Below are 16,667 nucleotides of genomic sequence, written 5' to 3'. Positions count from 1 at the left end.
TTTTAAGTTCCTCTAATCCCTTGCATGATTTTGAATAAATCTTGTTTAAACTTTTGCAGTTGAAACTCATTTTTGATAAATTGCAATCCATTTTCTCTGAGTCCCATCCACGTTTTCTCATCGGTATAACATTGAATAACTTTTTGGGCGAAATCGTCCGGATCAGCACCAATCAACACAGTATTTTCACTTAGTTCAAGCTGATCTGCTATTAAAGGAGTCACCACGCAAGGCAGGCCATGGGCGAGGCTTCCGATCAATTTCAGGGGGATTCCCGACGCATATCTTGTTGGAACAACAAATACTTTAGATCGTTCGTATACATCCCACAGGTCGTCCATTTTCCCGGCAACCACGATATTGTCGGAACCCAAATTCTTGATCGAACGAATATTATCTGAACCAGTACCCACAATCCATAACTTCGCGCCAAGAGCTTCATAAACTTTAGGAAAAATCTCGTTTACAAAATAGAGGATGGAATCTTCGTTAGGTGAAGGTGAATCAAGAAACGCTCCAACAAAAAGGATATCCATCCGGTCTTTAAAGGGCCTTGAGGTCGGGTTGGCATCCATCGAAAAACTGAGCATTTCAACCGGCTTTATCCCAAAGTTTTCTATTGTTTTTCTTTCCCGCTCGGATACAGCTACAACCATATCGGCTTTCCTCATTAAATCCAGTTCCCCTTGAATGATGGACTTAATCTTATCCTCGCTAAGGTTTTTTCCATACAATTTCCTTTTAAGAATTTCACGGGCTGGTGAGAAGGTTTCTGAATCATAGATCACTTTTTGTGAAGGATTGACTTTCCTGATCATATCAATGGTTTGACTCATATTGAGGGGCCGGCTGATCCAAATCACGTCATATCGATCCTTTTTTTTGAGAAAAAATTGCTTTAAGTTGTTCCTGTCAGGAGTTTTAATTTTTATTCCCTTCTGTTGTAAAAGATCAGTATGTGGTTGTATTTTCTTGGGATTTTGCAAGGGTAATAGAGATACCTCACACCCCATGTCGACAAGGCAATCCAAGACAAGATTGCTTCTAGGATAACCCCATCCTAATTCCGGTGCCGGAATACAATCATCTATGACCAACACCCTTATATTTTCAAATGAATTAAATCCCATGTAAAGAATTCCTCCTAACAATTAATTGATTGACGAACCTTTACTGGAAGAGGACAATGTTTGTTTTCTCATGGAAGTGCCCTTTAGTGTTAGGTTCATGCTTGTATATAGTATGATGAAGCCTTTAGAGAGGATATAATCTAAAAACCTATAAAATAAAATTGTGCTTTGGCTAAACCAAAAGCTTTTTTATAGAAATAGATACCCATCCATGCGTTAACTTCATTATCTGCATATGAATATTTAGGAGATGGACATGCAAATCGAGTGAATATCTTGAACACCCTGTAAAACTATTAATGTAAAGGATGATTCTTAATAGATGAAGATTATTGTATTATCAGGAGGATCGGGAAAAAGATTATGGCCGTTATCAAATGAATCAAGATCCAAACAGTTCCTGAAGATACTACTCAACCCTAAACATGAGCTGCAATCAATGGCTCAAAGGATGTGGACACAATTAAAGTCTGTTAAATTAGAAGATTCGTGTTTTATTGCATCCAGTAGAACACAAGTGGATATTATTCAAAATCAATTAGGTCCCAATATTCCTCTAATTATCGAACCAAGCCGCCGCGATACATTCCCTGCCATTGCTTTAGCCTGCAGTTATTTGTATTCCAAAGTAAAGGTTGATTTAGAAGAAGTAATCTGCGTGATACCTGTGGACCATTTCGTGGAAGAGGAGTTCTTCCAGCGGATTAAAGAACTTGAGCAAATAATCAATGAAACCGATACGGACTTAGCCTTACTGGGTGTACGCCCGACACAACCGGATGAAAGATTCGGATATATCATACCGAAAAATCCAGGGGGGGCTGAAGGAAACTATCTACAGGTAGATTCTTTTATAGAAAAGCCCAATCTGAAACTGGCGGAGGAATTGATCGAAAAAAGTGCCTTGTGGAACTGTGGAGTGTTTGCTTTTAAGCTAAAGCATATGATTTCTGTCATCTCAAATGAAAAATGGCCGTTAGCGTATGAGAAAATGATAGACATATTTGAGAAATTGCCTAAAACAAGTTTTGATTATAAAGTAGTTGAAAAGACAGAGAGAATGATTGTTGTTCCTTATGCGGGTAAATGGCAGGATCTAGGCACTTGGAACTCATTAACGGAACAGCTCGATACAAACGTTTTAGGAAAGGGATTCATTAGCCCAGACTCAAAAAACACTCATTTAATAAATGAATTGAATCTTCCAATAACGATTTTAGGTTTATCAAATACAGTGGTGGCCGCAAGTCCTGATGGTATCCTTGTGTCCGAGAAACAAGCAAGTCCAAGAATCAAACAATTAACAGAAAACCACAATGAAAGACCCATGTATGAAGAAAGGCGTTGGGGCTGGTACAAGGTTTTGGATTACACTTCTTATGAAAAGGGAGATAGTGTGCTTACCAAAAAAATTGGGATCCATTCAGGTAAGAATTTAAGTTATCAAACCCACAAAAAGAGAAGTGAAGTATGGACGATTATTTCCGGAGTAGGGGAATTCGCCTTGAATGGAGATATTATCCAAATAAAAGCCGGTGATATTTTAATGATACCGGTGGGCGCGAAGCATGCCATTAAGGCCATTACTGATGTTGAATTAATTGAGGTTCAACGAGGAAGCGAGCTCATCGAGGAAGACATTGATCGACTTCTGTTAAGTTGGGAGGAGATCGAGAAACATTGTCGGAGAGTATAGTTGCTCTCTTTTTACGAAAGAGGGTAAGCTTGAATAGGATGATTGGCTAGAACATGTCTTTGCAGGTGCAAATTTTATTGGGAGAGATGTAAGTGAAACTGGGGATTATGTGCGGGATGCCACTTAGCGGAAAATCAACATACGCTAAAATGTTTCAGGAGCAAGGATGGGTACGTGTATCTCTTGATGATATCAGGCTAGCGTTACATGGGCAGATTTATAATGCAGAGGCTGAACCAGTCGTATGGGGAACCGCTGAACTCATGGTCAGGTCATTACTTAAAAGTGGACATAAAGTGATTGTTGATACGACAAACAGAACCAAAGAACGTCGTAAAAGATGGATACAGGTCGCTAAAGAATTCGGGCTTATTTTGGAAATTTACTACCTTGATACTGACTATGAAACTTGTAAAGAACGTAACAAAGCGCTAAATCGGCTATCTAAAAATTATCTAAAGCAAATATACAAAGAATTCGAGAAACCGACTTCTGATGAAGGAACCATTATTATGGTACTTTAGCCATAAAACTATCCAATATGGGACATGGGGGAGTTAAATGAAAAAGTATCTTTCTTTTGATATAGGTGGGTCAAAAATAAAACATGGACTCTTATTAGAGAATGGAACTATCCTTTCAAAAGATAGCTACAAAACCATGAACAATGATCTAGATATATTTTTAAAAGATATGGTAGAGACCATTAAACTGTACAAAAAAAATAACGATTTAAGTGGTGTTGCTATTAGTTTACCAGGATTTATTAATCCCAAAACAGGTTATTCCGAACGAGGGGGTGCTATTACAGCATTAGATAACCAGAATCTTAAAAAATTATTGGAAAAAAGGTTTTCCCTGCAAGTTGAAATTGAAAATGATGGGAACTGCGCTGCATTAGCAGAAAAAATAAGTGGTAACGCAAAAAATTGTACCGATTTTATTTGTGTAGTAATTGGTACTGGAATCGCAGGGGGAATCTTTGTCAACGGGAAAATTTTGAATGGTCACAGTTTTAGAGGCGGGGAAATTGGTTTTATCATTACCCAAACTGGAAAGGAATATTATGATTTATGGAATCACACAGGTTCTACTTCTGCTTTAATTCATTCTTATAAAAAACTAAAGGGTATTGATGAATACGAAAACATAAAGGGAGAGACAGTTTTTTTAGAAGCAGCTAAAAGCAATTCAGTACGAAAACTACTTGATGACTGGATTAAAATCAATAGTTATGGAATTTTTAACTTAGTTGCAACTTTAAACCCACAAAAAATTTTAATCGGTGGTGGAGTAAGCGCCCAACCAGGCCTGATCGATTCTATTAACGATGGACTTGACAAGATTTATCCTTGGAGAGACATTAAAGTTCCGGTTGAGAGTTGTAAATATCAAAATGACGCAGGGATGATTGGTGCCATGTACCATTTATTACAAAAACAAGGTCGGTTACGTTACTAAATGAATGACTCCCCTGTCTTTGCGGAGCTAAATAATGACTTAGTGTTTAAAAAAGAGAGCCTTTCACACAATCGAGATGAAAGGCTCTTTATATTTGACTATTTTCACTTTACGGCCAAACCTTATTTTACACTTTTCCAACAAACTAGCCCTTCGCTTGTTCTACAAACAAGCTGGTATCTTTCATTCTCTTTTTGATGCAGCATAATCGGTACTGCATCCTCATCAGTAATAAGATAGGGTCCTTTCCACTGGTAATCTTTAGCTGTGTTTTTCCGAATCCAATAGGCGATGCCACCAGTCTCTAAACTGCAAACAGCCATAAAATTCTTATCCTTATTCTCTATGAAAAGGGGTGTTCCTGTAATTCCTTTCGCAAATTTTTCAGTTTTGGTCCAGACATCTCGATCAGGGTCCTTCCAGTAATGCACTAAAGCCCCCCCTATTCGTACGACGATTTCTTTATAGCCAAAACTGCTTTCAAGTAACAGGGATGGTGATACGTCAACTCCAAACCAAGGATAATCTTCTGTTCTATATTGCGTTGTATATTTAATAGTTAAATGCTGAATTAACTTTCTTACGGGGTCTTCCTTATCCAAGGTGATCGGGTGGCAAAGCCAGCTTTCTTTGATATTATTTATATAGTATATTATTTCATCCAGAGTAAAATAAGGTCGATAACGAATTAATTTTGAATCTGTCTGATTGGGGTATCTTTTTACTCTTAATCCTAGTTTAACAGCCATGTTTACAAAGAGGAATTCATCTGTACCAAAAGAGATTGTTTCTTGAAGCGCCTTCTTAAGTTTTTCTTTTGTATCGGATTGAAGCAATGCTCTTACACATGATCTTCTCATGATTTGGCCTACATTAAAAATACCTAAAAAGGGATTAACATCAAATAATTCGTTCCATCTTGACAGGTCCTTTTTTAGTTCTTTTCCAATGTACCAATCACTCTCAGGTACCCTTAACTTCACGGCCATATAATCTATGCCCTGCATATGTGTTTGGACGAATTCTTCATACCCATGTCTGAAAAAAAGAGAATCCGAGTCAAGATTAATAAAATATTCATATTCGATTCCCAGCTCTTCCATCCATTCCATAGTTTCAAGAAAATATATGGTGGTATATCCCCGCTCAAGTTTTCTGCTTGTTGGGCAAACCGGTACATCTAGACCGTCACACAAATGGGGGTCTTTTCCGCCGTTGAATAAAACAATTGAACTATTCGGACAGTAGTACTTTACATTGTCAATCAATTGCTTCACCAGGTCACGGTTTTTATGAACTAAAATAGAGAAACAAATTTTACTTTTTGGGTTTCTTGTTATTTCGGTTTGTTTGATAAGGCTTTGTTGATTGCTTTGTTGCTGATATCGTTCACTAATAATTCTCATCGTTTCTTCCTTATTTCCACTAGCTTCAATATAACGGTTCAGCAAAGCAATGTTAGTTTTTCTGTTCGGATTCGAATGGTAGCTGGATGAAGGATGCCACAAGTGAAATATTGAGCCCTTATAATTAACGAAATAACCACAAATGGTATTAACTGCATGAGAAAAGGCATCATCTTCCCCTCCCCAACCAATAAATCGCTCATCAAACCCTCCTACTGCTTCAAAATTCTTTCTAGGAATGATGTTAATCTTTCCAGCAAACCCATTATATAGCCAATTTACTTTATTGCATTTTTCCTTGTTAATATCGATAGGTCCTGTTGGTTCTGTTTTCAACAGGTTTCTAGTCAATTCATAAGGAACATCATAGATCTTGGTAAATGGAACAACCCATGCTGCTTTATCAAGTAATTTAATTGATTCCTCTATAATTTCACGGGAAACAACAATATCAGCATCCAATATGACAAATATATCTCGGGTTGCTTTTTTTGCCGCTAAGTTTACAGCTTTTGCTTTATTTACATCATTTTCATTAATTGTTCCTATAACTATTTCCGCTTCAGGCATAACAATCGAATAATACTTTACAAGCCATTTAAAAGCGGCCTCTCTTGGTCCATTGTCTGTTTGGAATGGAATAATAATAGAAACGTTTTCAAACATTCAGCATTATCCTTTCTTATTTTTTCCATTGCAAATCAGCAATTCAGGACTTTTAAATAGGAAGTTCTTCTAGCCGTTTATTTTTATACATCACTGCTACAACATCATTGGTTAAAAGCATTCCCAATCCTTTGAATTACTGGTCCTTCTTGTACTATATATGCAGAATTTCATTATAAGTAACTGACACCGACCTACGAGCAGTATGTGAAAGTGGACAGATTGCCGCTTTAAATAAAGAACAGAAAGGATTTATATGTATTAATGGAAAAAATTTTGTTCGACCGTTGAAGATGTCTATATATGTTGTACAAGTTTTCATATTATACAAAGAATGGTTTATTAATTGAGGTGATTTATTTGAAAGGAATACTCCTATGTGCAGGACAAGGAAGTAGAATGCTTCCATTTACGTTAACAACGCCAAAGACACTTTTACCAGTAGTGAACCGCCCCATGCTGGACCATAGTATTGAAAAATTGAGGGATGCAGGTGTTAACGAGATTGGGGTGGTAATCAATCCATCACAAACTCAAATTATTGAACACTTAAACACCATGTATCCCTGTCAAAATATTAAGGTTTTTGAACAAACAGAGCCTCTTGGCGTCGCACATGCAATTCGTTCTATTCAAAAGTTTGTCGAAGAGGACCCATTTGTCCTGTTACTTGGTGACAACTTATTTGTTGAACCGCTAGATAAACTAATAAAGCTTTCCGAAGGAGGAAAAACTACTGTTCTTTTAGGGGAAGTTTCTAATCCTCAAGAGTTTGGAATTGCATTAATTGAAAAAGGTAAAATAGTCAAACTGGAGGAAAAACCAGCAAACCCCAAAAGTAATTTGGCTATTATGGGGGCTTATGTCTTCCAACCGAGCATTTTTGAAGCTATTTATAAAATTCCCCCTTCAACACGTGGTGAATACGAAATTACAGACGCAATTCAATGGCTGATTGATCAAAAACAGACGATATGTTATGTAAATTCAGAACTACCTATTTTTGATGTTGGTACTCTTGATCGATGGCTGGAAGCAAACTCATTTCTCTTGGCAGAAACGGATTCCAATATGTTGAAAGTAGGCACTAACACTCGTATAGAAGGTTGTAAAATAATAGGGAATGTGATAATCGGAGATGGATGTGATCTTACGGATGCTGTTATTGGTCCGAATGTAGCAATCGAGGATGGATGTATTGTCCGTCATTGTAGTATTGAAAATAGCATTCTATTAAAAAATACGTTAGTAGATACCCCATGTTTAATAATAAATAGCATTCTTGGGAGAGAATCCATCTTACAGGGTGGAAACATTGCACAAAAAATAGTTCGGTGTATCCTTGAGGATTATTCCATGTACAAGCTTAATTAACTGTGTCAGACGTTGATAAATCGGAGTGCAGTGCGCTGATAACGGTTTAATGGGCTGGGCCATGATTACTTCAATTAGTCCAACTAGCTTAGAGTTAATTTTTTTGAACCAATTCTTTTTAAAAAACCAATGCCCCTTGTGCTACAAGGAATTAGGCTATTCTTTAAAGTTAATTCAAAAGTGAGGTGGAATGAATTTGGAAGAAAAAGCGATGTTTTTGACTAGTAGTGATGTAAAGTTAATTCAATTGTGGATAGAAGGAATTGGAAGTCAAACATTTAAAAGAAGGGAAAGAATGGCAAGGAGGAATTACAACCATTTTATAGGACTTTCTTACAATATAATAGGCTATGGAATGTCCCGAGTCGTATTTGATTTAAACAATGGTTTTGCTTTAAAGGTTGCCACTAATGCTGAAGGAATTAATTGCTGTAAAGTAGAGAACATAATATACAATTTTGCGCCCTCTTCCGTGAAAAAGTACCTTGCTGAAGTCAAAGAGTATGGACATGGGTGGATTATCATGGAGAAGATGAATAAAGTTCCTGATACCGAGGAAAATAGGGAGAAGGTACTCCGCATGAAAGAAAAGTTCATAAAATACGGAATACATGCCGGTGATATAGTGGACGCAGAGAATAAGCCGAAATGGAAAAATATCGGTATAAACGAAGAAGGTAAAATCAAAGTGGTTGATTACGGCCATTTTATAATACTTCACAATAAGGGAGAATGGAACTAAGAAAGATAAAATACTAGGGTTCCTTCCGCTTTAGCTTCCGCATGTTTAATCCCCTTAAACGTCTCGAATAATGAATCTAGATTGTCCGCAGATTTTCGAACTGTCCTTTCCTTTTTCATATGATTTCCTGCTAGTTTTTCAGCCAAAATAAAAACGCCTCCTGTTCAGTTAAATAAACGGAACATAAGACGCATAAACCCAGCGCTACCCTGCCGAAAATAGGGGCGCAACACTGATGATAAGTCAACGCATAAGTCAACGAAAATAAAAAACGGTGAAACCTCGTGGCAACAACGAATTTCACCGTCCGGATGACCTGTACAGGGATCGAACCTGTGACCTCAACCCTGTCAAGGTTGCGCTCTCCCAGCTGAGCTAACAGATCAAATATAAATGGTATATATCTAATTATAATTAGAAAACCTAAAAAGTCAATAGCTTTTTGAAATCGAAAATCACCGCTAATACTTTTTGGAACATTTGTTCTTATTTTTATTGAATAAAGAACGAATGTTCGGATATAATAATAGTATAAATAAGAAAGGCGGCGAGTTTGATGGATGGGCTTTTTTTACGATCGATTGAAGAAAATATCCCGTTAGAGATGATTTATCTATCAGAAAATCAGGAGCTTTCCCAGCGAAAATTGATTGTGAAGGAAGTGAACGATGAGTATATTCGAGCTTATTGTCTGCTGCGCAACCAAATGCGTACATTCCGCCGCGAAAACATTCTATCCGTTATGCCGGAATCGCGCATGAAAGGCCGATGGCTTCATTGAGCTGTTTTTAACCTGCTAAGGGGGATTTCCCTGCTATTAAACTCCACTACTATCACCTCACTAAAAAATTTCTCCCCCCTCTGTTTGTAAAAAGGCATTTCCATTTCAATTATGATAAAATGCATGTGAAAGATTCGAAATTACGGAGGAAATTGTCTATGACATACCCAAAAGGAACAATCAAGGAGCATACCTTCCAAAGTACAGAGCTTAGAGAAGAGATGCAGCTGCTCATCTATCTTCCTGCTAATTTTTCACCGCTCTATAAATATTCCTTATTGATTGCACAAGATGGGAAAGATTATTTTCAACTTGGCCGCATCGGCCGATTGGCAGACGAGATGCTTTTTGAAAAACAAATTGAAAATCTAATCCTTGTTGGGATCCCCTACAAGGATGTAAAGGACCGCAGAAGAAAATATCATCCTGACGGGGAACAGAATGACCAATACATACGCTTTCTTGCTCATGAATTAATCCCATTTTTGGATCAGGAATTTCCAACCTACCATATGGGATCGACAAGGGCATTGATTGGCGACTCCCTCGGAGCCACTGTATCATTAATGACAGCCCTACAGTATCCGCATACATTTGGGAAAGTGATCCTCCAATCTCCATTTGTGGACAACCAGGTCATCAACCAGGTGGAAGAGTTTAGCGAACCGCATCTTTTGGACATCTATCATGTGGTCGGAACGGAAGAGACAAAGGTCCCGACTACCGATGGCGGCGTGAGTAACTTTATTGAACCAAACCGAAGGCTGGCAGAAATTATTGCTAAAAAGCAATTTACTCACTTTTTTGAGGAGTTTAACGGAACTCATACATGGACCTATTGGCAACCGGACTTGCGACGGGCGCTTAATATGATGTTTTAAGGCGGCTTCCTAAAACACTGGGCCTATGAGGAAAGTTACTTTATATTTTTTGAAAATTTGCTATAATATGAAGAAAGCTTTTAATGTAATAATTTTCATTTCGGACTCACCTAACTATTTATAGAAAATGATTCTATTAACGGAGGTATACGTATGAAATTTGGTGTTGTTATTTTCCCATCGAAAAAAATTCAAGATCTAGTGAATTCTTATCGAAAACGTTATGATACGCATTATGCCTTAATTCCACCACACTTAACCTTAAAAAATGCATTTGAGGCTAATGATGAAGAAGCAGCTCAATTAGCTGAAAAATTACAACGAGTCGCCCGTAATCACCATGCTTTTTCTATCAAGACTTCTAAAGTAAGCTCCTTTCAGCCTGTGAATAATGTTATTTATTTGAAAGTAGAACCAACGGATGAGCTTTCCCATTTGCATGCCGAAATCAATCATGTGTTAAATCAGCAAGACTCAGAGTATTCTTTTGTTCCGCATATTACACTTGGCCAAAATCTTTCAAACGATGAGCATTCTGATGTCTACGGTTCATTGCGAATGAAAAAATTCGAGCATGAAGAAACGATCGACCGCATCCATCTCCTCTATCAGCTGGAGAATGGCTCTTGGACCGTATATGAAACATTTCGTCTTGGGAAGGAACAATAGACAGTGACCGTTAAAATAGTGGAAAATCAACATGAATTAGAAGATGCATATTCGGTAAGAAGAACCGTTTTTATCGATGAACAATGCGTCCCTGAAGAAGAAGAAATCGATCAGCATGAAAATGAAGCCACTCATTTTGTGTATTATCAAGATGGCATTCCCATTGGTGCCGGCCGCTTTCGCTTTGTTGAAGGTTATGGAAAAGTAGAAAGAATTTGTGTGTTAAAGGAAGCGCGTGGAACCGGTGCCGGGAAAGCGATTATGAATGGGATTGAAGACTATGCCCATAACCAAGATATTCATAAATTAAAGCTGAATGCGCAAACTCATGCCATTCCTTTTTACGCCAGTCTAGGTTACGAGGTCGTCTCTGAGGAATTTCTGGATGCCGGCATACCACATAAAACGATGGTGAAAGAGATATAACATAAAGAAAAGACGTGTAAACTTGCACGTCTTTTCTTTATGTTAACTAAATTTGTTGATATCCGTTAAAAATCTGTCGATATTTTATATTTTTGTGTTGATATAATGAAAATTTGCGTTGATATCCTGGAAAAATATGTTGATATCTAAAAGTTTTGTGTCGATATCCGCTAGAAAAGTGTTGATAAAATCAAACCGCCTTATAATTCGATATTTTTTGCGAGTCCAAAAAGGAAAATGCTCTTCTTTGTCAACTCTTTTAGTTCATCTCATCATTTGATATGATTAAACATGTCTTTATTTTTCGATATAGAGGAAAAAACTATGAAAACAGCAATCTATCAAAATAAACAAATTGTTCTTGAGCAATTGGACCGAGACCAATATCAAAAAATATATCTGGCTGGAAAAAATGGTGAACTGTCTTGCTCAAGTTGCCAGGAGATGGTGCGGCTTTTCCTTGGCATTCAGGGCTCTCCCCACTTTTTCCATACAAATTCAGCCCTCAAGGATTGCCGAGAACCTGAAGTGAAGCCATTGCAAGCAACAGCCGAAGAGCCGAAACAAATTCATCAGGAAGTGAATGGATTTCGCCTACCACAGGGTAGAACAATTGTTGAAAACACGAGTCCTGACACCATTCATCCCTTCAAAACGGCTAAAAAACTAGAATGCAAGATTCCTTTTAAAAAATCCGTGCTATCTGCTATTCCTAATCAACAACCATATTTACAAGATTTAGCGGAACATCATGTTGTCCTTGATGATGCCCAGGCAGCAGCTGTTTTGGAAACTGAAGGTGCTTTGCTCGTTCTTGCCGGTGCCGGGAGCGGAAAAACGCGGGTGTTAACGGCAAGAACCGCGTACATGCTTGAGGTTAAACAAATTGACCCGCGCTCCATCATGCTTGTCACCTTTACTTCAAAGGCGGCATCGGAAATGAAACAGCGGCTTCTAACCTATCCAAGAATGCGCAGGGATCAAATCAATCAGCTCGTAAGCGGCACGTTCCACAGCATTTTTTATCGCATCCTCATGTTTCATGATGCTGCCAATTGGTCATCTGACAAGCTGTTGAAAAAGGATTGGCAGCGGGACAAGATCCTTAAAGTGGCTGGTAAAGAGCTGGATTTATCTGAAAAAGAGTTTGCTTATGATTTAGCCTTGCAACAAATTGGCTTCTGGAAAAACTCCCTTCTATTTCCAAATGAGGTGCGGCCCGAAAACGAGTGGGAAGAAAAGGTTGTGTTCCTTTTTCAAAAATATGAGGAATACAAAAAGCAGGAAGGATTGTTTGATTTTGATGATATGCTCATCGGCTGTTATCAATTGTTCCGCTCTAACCCATCCCTGCTCGAGCAATACCAGAATCGATTTCAATATTTTTTAATTGATGAGTTCCAGGATGTGAATAAAGTTCAATATGAGCTAATGAAGCTTTTATCCGGCAAGCATAAAAATGTTTGTGCTGTCGGCGATGATGATCAGTCCATTTATTCTTTCCGCGGCAGTGACCCGAGCTACTTGCTGGAATTTGAGAAGGATTTTCCTTATGCGAGGCTGGTTACGCTGGATCAAAATTACCGCTCCTCTCATGAGATTGTGGCAATGGCCAACCAAATGATTGCAGCCAATAAGGTGAGAAGAGCTAAAAAGATGAAGGCTCAATTTTCGACAGAGAATCCTCCTCTTTTATTTTATCCGTATGATGAAGAGGAAGAAGCGACGATGATTGTCACTGATTTACAGGAGCGGATTGCATGTGGGGCAAACCCTTCCGATTTTGCGATTCTTTATCGAACAAACGCAGGTTCAAGAGCTGTGTTTGAACGATTGGCGAGCTCTAATCTCCCCTTTAAAATCGACCAGGATGCTGAGGCCTTTTACGACCGATATATTGTGAAAAGTGCTCTCGCCTTCCTGAGAATCAGCTTAAACGAAGATGACAGCCAGGCTTTGGTTGATATTTTACCGCTGTTATTTTTGAAGCAGGCTGTTCAGAGAGATATAAAAGCCATTAGTATTTTACAGGACTGCAGTTTCCTTGAAGCCCTTACCCACTTAAAAACAAAACACGCCTTTCAGGAAAAACAAATAAAAAAAGCCGTTACGGTCATCCGAGGATTAAAACATACGACTCCGCTCGCCGCAATTGAAAGGATCGAAAAGGAAATAGGCTTTCTAGATTTCCTAAAGAAAAGGGGAAATGAAGCGAATAAGCTTGAAAAAGGCTCAGACGATTTAAAAGACCTAAAAGTGGCGGCGAAGAGCTTCGAAACGATTGGAGCATTATTAGACCACGCCAAGCATATGTCCGCGATGAACAAGGAAATGAAAAATTTGGGTAAGCACTTTACAGACGCGATTAGCCTCAGCACGATCCACCGCGCAAAAGGACTGGAATATCAAACCGTATATATTATCGGTGCTGTTGACGGGAGCCTGCCGCATGATTTTGCGTTGGATAGCAGCCGAAATGGCGATTTTTCCGCGCTTGAAGAAGAGCGAAGACTTTTCTATGTTGCCATGACTCGAGCAAAAGAACAGCTGTTTATTTCCATCCCGAGCAATCGCAGAGGAAAAAAAGCAAATCGCTCCCGCTTCCTCGCTCCCCTTAGAAAGAAACAGATGGAAATGAATGTAAGAATATAAAAGCAGGCTGTTTTAGAAAAATTACTGTTTTTATATAAGTTCAGTGAGAAGTTGATTGGAGCGGAGGGCGCTCGACTCCTCGAAAATGCTATCGCATTCCCTTCGTGCGTGGGCGGATTCAAGGATGTAATTCAATGTCCTGCGGGATGAAGAGGTCACGGGAGACCCCGCAGGCGCCAAAGCGCCGAGGAGGCTCCCGGACCTCCCCGCGGAAAGCGAGGCCACTTCGCTGAAATCAACTCCCCCTCTTTTTAAGTTAAACAACAACAAAAAGGCCAATTTCCTGCCTGGAAAGCGGCCTTTTTTGATTACTTTTTATTCATCATCTTAGAAATGGTATTGAAATCAAGAGACTTACCATCATTCACAATCGACTTTACAATTTGATCTTCTAAATCTTTGTTTACCGGTTTATTGGCCAATTTCGATACCCTTTGAATGACACTGCGTACAGTTGCTTCATCTTTAAAATTTGCATTCTGCAGCGAATTAGCTAAATCAAAAATGTCTTTCATATTTACGCCTGTTTTCTTTTCAATATTTTTAAAGAACCCATTATCCATATTCAACTCTCACGCTCCTTCATAAAACTACTTTTATTGTATGAAGATTGGGTGAAAAGGTGATTCGGTTACAAAGAAAGGGCTGGCCATTATTCTGGCCAACCCTCTCTCTGAGTGCAGTTCAGTATTTCTTAATAGAAGCTTGCACCAACAATGATTAAAAGAATAAACAATACAACGATTAATACGAAAGTAGAACCGCCGTAGAAACCGCCGTAGCCATAGCCGCCGTATCCGAAGCACATAGAAAGAGTCACCTCACTTTTGTAATCTCACTTATAACATATGAGATAACTCAAAAATGTGTATAGGCTGTGTCCTATCCAAAGTGCAGTTATCAAAAATGTACCTTGACCTACAATTTATCCTTTCGGCTTAAACAGCAGGGCACCTATAAAACCAAAAATGATTGCTGCCGAAATCCCAGAGCTCGTAACTTCAAACATTCCGGTTAATACACCCACAAGCCCATGCACCTTTGCTTCCTGAAGAGCTCCGTGCACGAGAGCATTACCAAAACTGGTAATCGGAATCGTCGCCCCGGCTCCGGCAAAATTAATAAGCGGTTCGTAGAGTCCAAATCCATCCAGAATCGCACCCGCCACAACGAGTGCACTTAATGTATGACCCGGGGTCAGCTTTGCCACGTCAAATAACAGCTGTCCGATCACACAAATAATTCCTCCAATCACAAATGCCCAAAAATACATAGCTAACATATCATCACTCCCCATTCATTTCGATTGAGACGGCATGAGCGATACATGGAATGGATTCTTTTTGCTGAAAGCTGATTGGCGATAATAAGGCGCCCGTTGCAACGACTAAAATCCGTTTATAAACTCCTTTTTTCATTTGGTTTAGCAAATGACCATATAAAACCGTTGCCGAACAGCCTGCCCCGCTTCCACCTGATTGAACAGGCTGGTCATCTTTGTAAAGGAGCAAACCACAGTCTTGAAATTGCCCTCTTTCTAATTTCAAACCGCTTTTATTAATGAGTTCAAACGCAGTATCATGTCCGATTCTTCCAAGGTCGCCTGTGACAATTAAATCATAATATGTAGGGTCGATTTCCAGATCGCGAAAATGGGCCATTATCGTATCTGCTGCTGCCGGGGCCATTGCACCACCCATATTAAACGGATCGGATAAACCCATGTCAATGACTTTTCCGATCGTAGCTGATGTAGTAACGGGAGCAGCTTTGGCTGAATCATTTGGAGCAACGAGGGCAACACCGGCACCTGTCACTGTCCATTGTGCGGTGGGCGGCTTTTGACCGCCATATTCCGTTGGATAGCGGAATTGCTTTTCAACAGCAGCATTGTGGCTCGAGGCACCCGTTAAAACATACTTGGCTCCTTGATAATTCACCACAAAGGATGCAAGGGCCAACCCCTCCATCGACGTGGAACAGGCACCAAAAAGACCAAAGTAAGGGACTTGCATCGTTCTAGCTGCAAAGCTCGTCGGGGTAATTTGGTTGATTAAATCTCCGGCAAATAAAAATTGGATTTGTTCTTTTTGAATTTTCGCTTTCGTAATCGCGGTTTTCATTGCTTCTTCCAGTAGAACACGATGGGCTTTTTCGTAGGATTCCATTCCCATCCATAAATCTTCATGTAGAAGATCAAAATCATTGGCTAAATTGCTGTTTGCTTCAAATGGACCTCCGGTTACACCTGTTTCCATGATCATTGGCCGATTAGAAAAGATCCAGGATTGATGACCTTTTAACAATTACAAAACCCCCCACATTGCCAGTAACGTTCTGATTAATGCCACCACAAAGGCTGAAAATACTCCAAACAGAATAACGGAACCGGCAAGCTTGAACATATTTCCCCCTACCCCTAATACAAAACCTTCTGTCCGGTGCTCAATCGCGGCTGAAATGACTGCATTTCCGAATCCTGTAACAGGAACGGCACTTCCCGCCCCAGCAAATTGCCCGATTCGGTCATAAACCCCAAATCCCGTTAACAGCATCGAGAAGAAAACCATTGTTGCCACTGTAGGATTACCGGCTGTTTTTTCTGTAAAGTTAAAAAAATAAATATAAAAATAGCTGACGGATTGACCAATGACGCAAATCAATCCTCCAACGAAAAAAGCCTTCAGACAATTTTTTAATACAGGTCTTTTTAGTTCATGTTTTTGTTGAAGCTTTTGATAATTTTGCTGCTGTGGAGTCATATTTTTTTGTTTGCTCGCCAT

18 protein-coding genes and 1 tRNA gene are annotated in these 16,667 nt (G+C 39.1%); 10 read left to right on the top strand and 9 right to left on the bottom strand.

What is annotated here, in order from left to right; genetic code table 11:
* Positions 1-2: 2 nt before the first annotated feature.
* Positions 3-1,130 carry a glycosyltransferase gene (locus tag ACZ5XR_RS05545; protein WP_464500678.1) on the bottom strand — a complete coding sequence of 376 codons (1,128 nt, stop codon included), beginning with the start codon at positions 1,128-1,130 and terminating at the stop codon, positions 3-5.
* A 322-nt stretch (positions 1,131-1,452) separates the two neighbouring features.
* On the opposite strand from ACZ5XR_RS05545, the gene ACZ5XR_RS05540 reads away from it, so the two are divergent.
* The 3 genes from ACZ5XR_RS05540 (at position 1,453) to ACZ5XR_RS05530 (ending at position 4,287) form a co-directional block, all read left to right on the top strand.
* Positions 1,453-2,826 carry a sugar phosphate nucleotidyltransferase gene (locus tag ACZ5XR_RS05540; protein ID WP_464500677.1) on the top strand — a complete coding sequence of 458 codons (1,374 nt, stop codon included), beginning with the start codon at positions 1,453-1,455 and terminating at the stop codon, positions 2,824-2,826.
* A gap of 92 nt (positions 2,827-2,918) precedes the next feature.
* Entirely contained in the window at positions 2,919-3,350 is a 432-nt protein-coding gene (locus ACZ5XR_RS05535) for an AAA family ATPase (protein WP_464500676.1), read from the top strand.
* A gap of 37 nt (positions 3,351-3,387) precedes the next feature.
* Positions 3,388-4,287, top strand: a complete 900-nt coding sequence (locus ACZ5XR_RS05530) for an ROK family protein (protein ID WP_464500675.1) — start codon at positions 3,388-3,390, stop codon at positions 4,285-4,287.
* A 122-nt stretch (positions 4,288-4,409) separates the two neighbouring features.
* On the opposite strand, the gene ACZ5XR_RS05525 is transcribed toward ACZ5XR_RS05530, so the two are convergent.
* Positions 4,410-6,359, bottom strand: coding sequence for a glycosyltransferase family A protein (locus ACZ5XR_RS05525; protein WP_464500674.1), 1,950 nt, complete (start codon positions 6,357-6,359; stop codon positions 4,410-4,412).
* A 303-nt stretch (positions 6,360-6,662) separates the two neighbouring features.
* On the opposite strand from ACZ5XR_RS05525, the gene ACZ5XR_RS05520 reads away from it, so the two are divergent.
* Positions 6,663-7,733, top strand: coding sequence for a sugar phosphate nucleotidyltransferase (locus tag ACZ5XR_RS05520; protein WP_464500673.1), 1,071 nt, complete (start codon positions 6,663-6,665; stop codon positions 7,731-7,733).
* A gap of 196 nt (positions 7,734-7,929) precedes the next feature.
* Entirely contained in the window at positions 7,930-8,475 is a 546-nt protein-coding gene (locus tag ACZ5XR_RS05515) for a hypothetical protein (protein ID WP_464500672.1), read from the top strand.
* Here the strand turns inward: ACZ5XR_RS05515 and ACZ5XR_RS05510 are convergent.
* Together ACZ5XR_RS05510 and ACZ5XR_RS05505 are read right to left on the bottom strand one after the other, a co-directional pair.
* Positions 8,472-8,621, bottom strand: coding sequence for a hypothetical protein (locus tag ACZ5XR_RS05510; protein ID WP_464500671.1), 150 nt, complete (start codon positions 8,619-8,621; stop codon positions 8,472-8,474). The genes ACZ5XR_RS05515 and ACZ5XR_RS05510 overlap by 4 nt on opposite strands.
* A 166-nt stretch (positions 8,622-8,787) precedes the next feature.
* A tRNA-Val gene (locus ACZ5XR_RS05505) sits at positions 8,788-8,860 on the bottom strand.
* A 171-nt stretch (positions 8,861-9,031) separates the two neighbouring features.
* Between ACZ5XR_RS05505 and ACZ5XR_RS05500 the strand changes: the two genes are divergently transcribed.
* The 5 genes from ACZ5XR_RS05500 (at position 9,032) to ACZ5XR_RS05480 (ending at position 13,884) form a co-directional block, all read left to right on the top strand.
* Positions 9,032-9,256 carry a hypothetical protein gene (locus ACZ5XR_RS05500; protein ID WP_464500670.1) on the top strand — a complete coding sequence of 75 codons (225 nt, stop codon included), beginning with the start codon at positions 9,032-9,034 and terminating at the stop codon, positions 9,254-9,256.
* Positions 9,257-9,414: 158 nt separating this feature from the next.
* The gene (locus ACZ5XR_RS05495) at positions 9,415-10,137 is read left to right on the top strand and encodes an alpha/beta hydrolase (protein ID WP_464500669.1); all 723 of its coding nucleotides are present in this window, start codon (positions 9,415-9,417) and stop codon (positions 10,135-10,137) included.
* A gap of 153 nt (positions 10,138-10,290) precedes the next feature.
* Positions 10,291-10,806, top strand: coding sequence for a YjcG family protein (locus ACZ5XR_RS05490; protein ID WP_464500668.1), 516 nt, complete (start codon positions 10,291-10,293; stop codon positions 10,804-10,806).
* Positions 10,807-10,809: 3 nt separating this feature from the next.
* A complete protein-coding gene (locus ACZ5XR_RS05485; protein ID WP_464500667.1) occupies positions 10,810-11,232 on the top strand; it encodes a GNAT family N-acetyltransferase in 423 nt (140 codons plus the stop codon).
* Positions 11,233-11,556: 324 nt separating this feature from the next.
* Positions 11,557-13,884, top strand: coding sequence for an ATP-dependent helicase (locus ACZ5XR_RS05480; protein ID WP_464500666.1), 2,328 nt, complete (start codon positions 11,557-11,559; stop codon positions 13,882-13,884).
* Positions 13,885-14,192: 308 nt separating this feature from the next.
* Here the strand turns inward: ACZ5XR_RS05480 and spoVIF are convergent, their stop codons facing one another.
* The 5 genes from spoVIF to spoVAC all read right to left on the bottom strand — a co-directional run bounded on the left by spoVIF (position 14,193) and on the right by spoVAC (position 16,667).
* Entirely contained in the window at positions 14,193-14,447 is a 255-nt protein-coding gene (spoVIF, locus tag ACZ5XR_RS05475; RefSeq protein WP_464502231.1) for a sporulation-specific transcription regulator SpoVIF, read from the bottom strand.
* A gap of 131 nt (positions 14,448-14,578) precedes the next feature.
* Positions 14,579-14,692: a YjcZ family sporulation protein gene (locus ACZ5XR_RS05470; protein WP_464500665.1), complete on the bottom strand. Its 114-nt coding sequence runs from the start codon at positions 14,690-14,692 to the stop codon at positions 14,579-14,581.
* A gap of 117 nt (positions 14,693-14,809) precedes the next feature.
* Complete coding sequence (spoVAE, locus tag ACZ5XR_RS05465) at positions 14,810-15,166, bottom strand: stage V sporulation protein AE (RefSeq protein WP_464500664.1); 357 nt, start codon at positions 15,164-15,166, stop codon at positions 14,810-14,812.
* Positions 15,167-15,170: 4 nt separating this feature from the next.
* Positions 15,171-16,190: a stage V sporulation protein AD gene (gene spoVAD / locus ACZ5XR_RS05460; RefSeq protein ID WP_464500663.1), complete on the bottom strand. Its 1,020-nt coding sequence runs from the start codon at positions 16,188-16,190 to the stop codon at positions 15,171-15,173.
* On the bottom strand, positions 16,191-16,667 hold the full coding sequence (gene spoVAC / locus ACZ5XR_RS05455) for a stage V sporulation protein AC (RefSeq protein WP_464500662.1): 477 nt from the start codon (positions 16,665-16,667) through the stop codon (positions 16,191-16,193).

The sequence above is a fragment of the Neobacillus sp. Fa239 genome, from assembly GCF_055395235.1.
The sequence above is the reverse complement of the archived record's forward strand: the minus strand, read 5'-3'. Positions and strand labels throughout refer to the sequence as shown.